Annotated in this window: 5 protein-coding genes; all 5 read left to right on the forward strand. The window is 51.3% G+C overall.

The window, feature by feature from the left end:
- Positions 1–636 precede the first annotated feature (636 nt).
- The 5 genes from JNN07_24495 (at position 637) to JNN07_24515 (ending at position 5315) form a co-directional block, all read left to right on the forward strand.
- Entirely contained in the window at positions 637–1464 is an 828-nt protein-coding gene (locus JNN07_24495) for an alpha/beta fold hydrolase (protein MBL9170915.1), read from the forward strand.
- Between the two features lie 35 nt (positions 1465–1499).
- A complete protein-coding gene (locus tag JNN07_24500; GenBank protein ID MBL9170916.1) occupies positions 1500–1949 on the forward strand; it encodes a hypothetical protein in 450 nt (149 codons plus the stop codon).
- 400 nt (positions 1950–2349) lie between these two features.
- Positions 2350–3561: a hypothetical protein gene (locus JNN07_24505; GenBank protein MBL9170917.1), complete on the forward strand. Its 1212-nt coding sequence runs from the start codon at positions 2350–2352 to the stop codon at positions 3559–3561.
- 132 nt (positions 3562–3693) lie between these two features.
- The gene (locus tag JNN07_24510; GenBank protein ID MBL9170918.1) at positions 3694–4521 is read left to right on the forward strand and encodes a hypothetical protein; all 828 of its coding nucleotides are present in this window, start codon (positions 3694–3696) and stop codon (positions 4519–4521) included.
- Complete coding sequence (locus JNN07_24515) at positions 4518–5315, forward strand: FRG domain-containing protein (protein MBL9170919.1); 798 nt, start codon at positions 4518–4520, stop codon at positions 5313–5315. Before JNN07_24510 ends, JNN07_24515 begins: the two co-directional genes overlap by 4 nt.
- Positions 5316–5658 lie beyond the last annotated feature (343 nt).

A 5658-nucleotide genomic window follows, 5' to 3' on the forward strand; every position in this document is an offset into this window, starting at 1 on the left:
GGGGTATCCATGGCTTGCTCCTGTCGAAGACGAGGCCGATTGCCTCATCTCCCAACATGGCAAGCCTGCTGCCGATGGAAACCACGAACTTCGATGCTCGTCACGAGCGGTTCAGCACACCCCTACCGCGCGAGCGGTTTAGTCCCGCGACCCCGAGCGGTCGTTGCGACTTCCGCAAAGCTGCCGGTCAGGTACCCAGGGATTCCACGAGTTTCGCTGCTCCGAAGCTGCCGTTCGTGACCTCACGCACCCGGCCACAAGCGGCCAGTGACCGTTACATCTCACTTGCGGTTCGATGGCGCGCGTCTATGTTGAAGCATGACATGACGACGGGCTCGTGCCGGTCGAAAGAATGCAATGAGAATCCGGCGCAGCAAGGAGATGTCCTCCATCTGCATGCGCTACGGTCGGTGAATTGGAGCGCAGCCGGATTTGCCGCACTGTTAGTAGGAGCGAATGAGGCTCCAAGCCCCAATACACTGCTGATTTGGTTAGTCTCTTCGGACAGGTTGATATCCGATGTTGCGGTGCAGAGGCCATGTTATGCGTCCCGCTGTTATTGATCGGAGGGAGAAGTCCGTGCTGCATTCCTCGATTAGTGGGTGTGCTCGGAGTTACCGTCCTCTCCGCCAAGGCATGCTCATCCTCGCTACCATGCTGTGTTCGTCCGCACACAGCGCGGAACCTAGTATTGCCCACACTGAGCGCGAGACTTACACCTGCGAAGACGAGCAAAGCCTGTTTGAGTCTTGGAGTCGAGTGGCTGGAAGCATGAGCGAGTCGGAGTTGTTGCAACAGCTTCCGGAAGCACAAGTAAAAGCTGTTCAGGCGAGCGATGGTCGAATACTTAAAGGTCTACAAATTCCAGCGACGCCTAAGGCGAAGGATGCTCTGCTCGTCATCCCGGGGAATGCTTGGAGCACCAAGGGATTCTCCAGCATTGCCTCGTTATTTCCGAGTGACAAGCTGACCATATTTCTGTTCGATTTTCGAGGGTACGGGCTGTCAAAACCAGGCAATCCCACGATGTCTGCAATTCTGTCTGACTATAAAGACATCGCCAGATGGCTCCAGGCACAGAGATATCGAAACCTATACCTGTACGCGTACTCATTTGGAGGAGTTATTGCACTAAACGCCTTCCCTGCAGGTCCGCCGTTTCGTCGGATCGTGCTTGATTCAGTTCCAGCGCGCCCAAGTGAAATGGGGTTCAAGTGTAAGCCATCCTATGATCCGATAGAAAAAATACAAAACTCTTGCCAGAATATCACATTCATGCACGGCACGAGCGACTGGGTAGTCCCAAGATCCTATACGCAGCCACTCGTTTCCTCAATCAGTGCTTGCGGCGGTGTTCTCGATATCGATGAATCGCGTGGTCACCCTTTTCAGATTGAATGGCAGTCCTCTCGCGTCAAGCGAATAGACGCTATGGTTCGCCACTTGAATCTGGAGGTCGATTAATCATGTTCACGAGCGCTGATCTGGGTCGGCTCGCAGTGTCTTCGATTGTTGCCGTTCTGGGCTTTATCGCACTCAATCGAGCCTGTGGCGTCTTACCGGATGTGATTGTCTGGTGGCTCTTTTACTGTGTTGGATCAGGCGTTGTGCTGAATTCAGAGGCCGGAAGCCCTCCCCGGAATCTAGCCTTGCTATCAATATTGCCCGCATTGGTTCCTGTGCTCATGCTTGGATTTTTTGTCTTAGCAGAGCGGCATGTTTGCCTTTCGATGCCTAGTCCCTGGATAGCTGTGCTGCTACCCATTGTCTCGTGGTTTTCAATCTTCGTGTTTTCATTTGCCCGTACACCTCTCAACCAACTTCTCCAGATCCTGATCCATCCAGATACCGAGCAGAAAGCAAAGCGTGCGATCACTGTAGCTCAGCTGATTATTGCCGGGATCGCCACAATTGGTCTTTCACTGATGGGGCTCGGAAAACCGATTTGAGAGGTAGTAGAAAGGACGCATAACGGGATCGTTGAGCGACAGGTTCCCTCACAACTCCACGTCGGCAAAGGGTCGGCTCGAGACGGCCGCAGGCGGCTCAGCCAAGCTGACCAGTGAGTTCGAGAGTGAAGGTCTCGGTTCGGCCACAAGCTGTCACAGGCCACCCAATCCGAATAGCGGTCGTCCGGGCGAGGCGGTATGCTAAAGGCCTGCTCACCAGATCGGTCGCATCGCCCCGCCCCGTAAGGCCGTCGGCTGCTGCTTTCCCCGTCTTGTTATTCTGTGTTGCGTGTAGTTTCTACTTCTAAACAGTAACTTGTAGAACAAGTTATCCGGCATTCCGATGTTACGCGGCAGAACTGCCGCCAGAAAACAAAGCTAGCATCACAAGGAGATAGCAATGTCCTATTCAGCTCAAGTTTTTAGAATATTAATCGCTTCGCCTAGTGATGTTACAGAAGAAAGGGAAATCGCAGTTAAGACAATACAAGAATGGAACGATCTTAACTCAGCAGAACGCCAGTTAGTGTTACTTCCTTTACGGTGGGAAACGCATTCTGCACCAGAATATGGAAAACGGCCTCAAGAGGTGATCAATCGCCAAGTCGTCGATCAGTGCGACCTCTTAGTCGGTGCATTCTGGACGCGAATAGGGAGTCCGACGGGTGTGTCTGATAGTGGCACGCTAGAAGAAATAGAACGAGTCGCGAAAGACGGAAAGCCCGTAATGCTATATTTTTCCAAGGCAGACAAAAACCCCGATGATATCGACCTCGAGCAGCTAAAGAAGCTTCGTGAATTTAAAAAGAAGACTTTTCCAAACGCTTTGGTTGAGAATTATTCTGGCCCAGTTGAGTTTAGAGACAAGCTGGCTAGGCAACTCGAAATTCAACTGCGGGCTTTACTGGTAGATGCGGGAGATGTGGCGCTTGAGAGCAGTAAATCCCCTTACACGGACATAATCTTCCAATTTGCTGATCCTGACTCTGGAGAAGGCATCGGTAATATGCAAGAAATCTCCGCCACCCTATTGAAAATAACTGATTACGAGGATATTCCCGATTATTCTCCAAAGCGCACAACTCCACGTTCAAAAGAAAGAGAAGAATTGCTTGAAGTAATAATGAGTTCTCGCCATCGAGACAGGGACTACTACCGAGATTCAATAAACAGAATTATTGCGAAGAGTAAGAATCGTCCGATCCGATTCTGGCTTAAAAACACGGGGACAGTCGGAGCTAGAGATGTTTTCATTGACATCAAGCTTCGCTCCGATGGTGAAAGTATTTCTTTGCAAACCGCTCGCCACTTCGAGACAGAAGGAGGGGTGATTTATTTTGGTGACAATGAAACTGTGGAGGCCGCTAAGTTAAGCGATACTGCGTGGTCTACAAGCTTAGAAATGAGGGCTCTTCAGCCAAAGAGAGAAGTTTCTCCGGCGCGGAAATTACTCTTAGGCGGAGATGGTGATTGTCAGATATCGGTTGAAGCGAGTATTTACGCAGATACATTGTCTGAGCCAATAATCCGCAAACTTACAATCGATTACAAGGTGAAGGTGGTCGAGACGAGTTACAAAAGTTTGCTGGAAGAACTAGAAGAGCGCGAGTAATTGCTAACAATTGGCTGCACAAGGACGTCAAACACTACGCGGCGCTTCGTATTTGCCGACTGTGAGCCGTAGCGTTAGGCCTCAGAACACAATCTGTCGGCAACCGACCGCTGAACTCCGACTAGAACTCATATGCCCAATATCGAGTACCACCTCTACCGCGTGAAGTTAGTAAAACCTGCGCAATTGGCACTGTTCCACCCGGAAATGACCCCAAGATCCATCTTCGAGGATGTTCTCTCTGAACGTCCTTCGCTCCAGTTCCGGGAGGGGAACGTTTGGCATATCGGCAACATTGAACAGATCACACCGGATGGCGGTCGCTTTGCGGTTGGTCGGACAACAAAAACAACGGTAGAGAAATTCGACAGTGAGACCGGAAACTTCACTGAACTGCGCGACGACTCAGGCCCATACACCTTCGTCTATTTCGACAGCAAGATTGGTCTCCTCGGCATCGGCAAGCGAACCAAGGTTGCTGCCACCGTTAAATCTGTGGCCCGAAAGCTTCAGAAACTTTTCAGTCGTACCCGGGTGGTGACGGAGCACGGAATCTCCGTGCGAGTTGACCTAATACCTGATCCAGAGAGCTTCCTTGAGAAGTTGTATGGAGCCTACGCGGTTAAGCGCTTCAAAGCCACCTTCACCGGTCCAAATCCAATTGACGCAGACGAACTGTTTCAGAAGCCCATGTCCTACTACTGCCAGCAACTTGAAGCAGACGAAGGATCAGTGATTGTCAAGGGCGAGTCACTTGACGACGACGCGGTTGCTGCCGTAGCGAAGTCGACGGCGGCAACTGGCAACACGGCCTCAGCGCTGATCCAAGTTGAGAAGGGCTCCCGTCCGATTCCCATCTCCTTCAAAGGGGATGCTAGACGAGTTGTTATTGACTCCGAGGTCGAGAAGGCAGAGGCGCTCGTCATGATTCAACGGGAGTATGGCGAGGTCAGGCAATGATCGTAGAACGTGTGGTAGATAGCATGGATGGCCTAGCGAGGGAACTGAACGTCCTTCCGAATCATTTCGCGTTTCGAGGCCAGGCTAATGCGGACTGGGGTCTCAAATCAACTCTTGAGCGCGTGATTGGTAAAAGGTGGAGCGCAGAGAATGCTCGACGTTTTGAGTCCTACTCGCTTCAGCTCTTTCAGTCGAAGTACCACATTTACAGCGGTTCAGAGCACACTCCAGCTTCGAAGCTGTCCTGGCTGTCGGTTATGCAGCACTACGGCGTGCCCACAAGGTTGATCGACTTCACAACAAGCCCATACATTGCGCTTTACTTCGCACTCGAAACCTACGACCCGCTTTCTCAGAATGACTTTGCGGTCTACGCAATCGACTACACAGCCGTGATGGAAGCCTCGATCCAGCATATCAAGAGGGTTGATTCAAAGTTTTCCGAAAGTAGAACCTCAATGAACGGAAAGCAGGATTCGATTTTCGATGATGTAGTTGATCGGTATTCTTACGATATCGCATGGATAACGGAGCCACGGGAACTCAATGCTCGAATAGATCGTCAATCGGGTACATTTCTAGTCTCGGGCAATCTTGAGAAAACCATCGAGTCGATTGTCAATCTTCCACTCTATGAGACCGCAACTGTTCTTAAGTTTCGAGTTCCTGCGAGCTTGTATGAAGGCGTCTATGTCGCACTTCGAAAGATGAGCATTAATTCAAAATCTATTTATGGTGATCTTGGAGGTCTAGCCAAGTCAATCCGAATGGAGTTGCAGTCATACACCCTGTAGTGTGTGCGCCTAGCTGTGACCTAACACCTTGCTCAAGCTGCCCCCCTACGGCAGCTTAGCTCGAACGTTGAGCGGCAGCTTTCTTCAAAGCCCAATGACAGCAGTGGGTCGGGTGGCGACCGACAACTCTTCGGACTCACCGCCGGAAAGCCGACGTTGAAGGTTCGCTTCCCGAAAGCTGCCACTGGCTGGTGAGTCGTTTCGACCCAGAGCAGTCACTGGAATACCAGAAATGCTGTCGTTCAACGACCAAGCTCACCGGAGCGAAACGGCTTAGCCGCTGAGCGTCCGGTGACGCAGCTCATTGGTCATCACGTACTCAACCTATGCCTTTGAACTAGCA

The sequence above is a fragment of the Verrucomicrobiales bacterium genome, assembly GCA_016793885.1.
Taxonomy (GTDB): Bacteria; Verrucomicrobiota; Verrucomicrobiia; order Limisphaerales; family UBA11320; genus UBA11320.

What these genes read in the sequence shown, in the direction of transcription:
- JNN07_24495 (MBL9170915.1), top strand. Translation starts at nt 637, where the DNA reads ATGCTCATCCTCGCTACCATGCTGTGTTCGTCCGCACACAGCGCGGAA.
- JNN07_24510 (MBL9170918.1), top strand. Translation starts at nt 3,694, where the DNA reads ATGCCCAATATCGAGTACCACCTCTACCGCGTGAAGTTAGTAAAACCT.
- JNN07_24515 (MBL9170919.1), top strand. Translation starts at nt 4,518, where the DNA reads ATGATCGTAGAACGTGTGGTAGATAGCATGGATGGCCTAGCGAGGGAA.
- JNN07_24505 (MBL9170917.1), top strand. Translation starts at nt 2,350, where the DNA reads ATGTCCTATTCAGCTCAAGTTTTTAGAATATTAATCGCTTCGCCTAGT.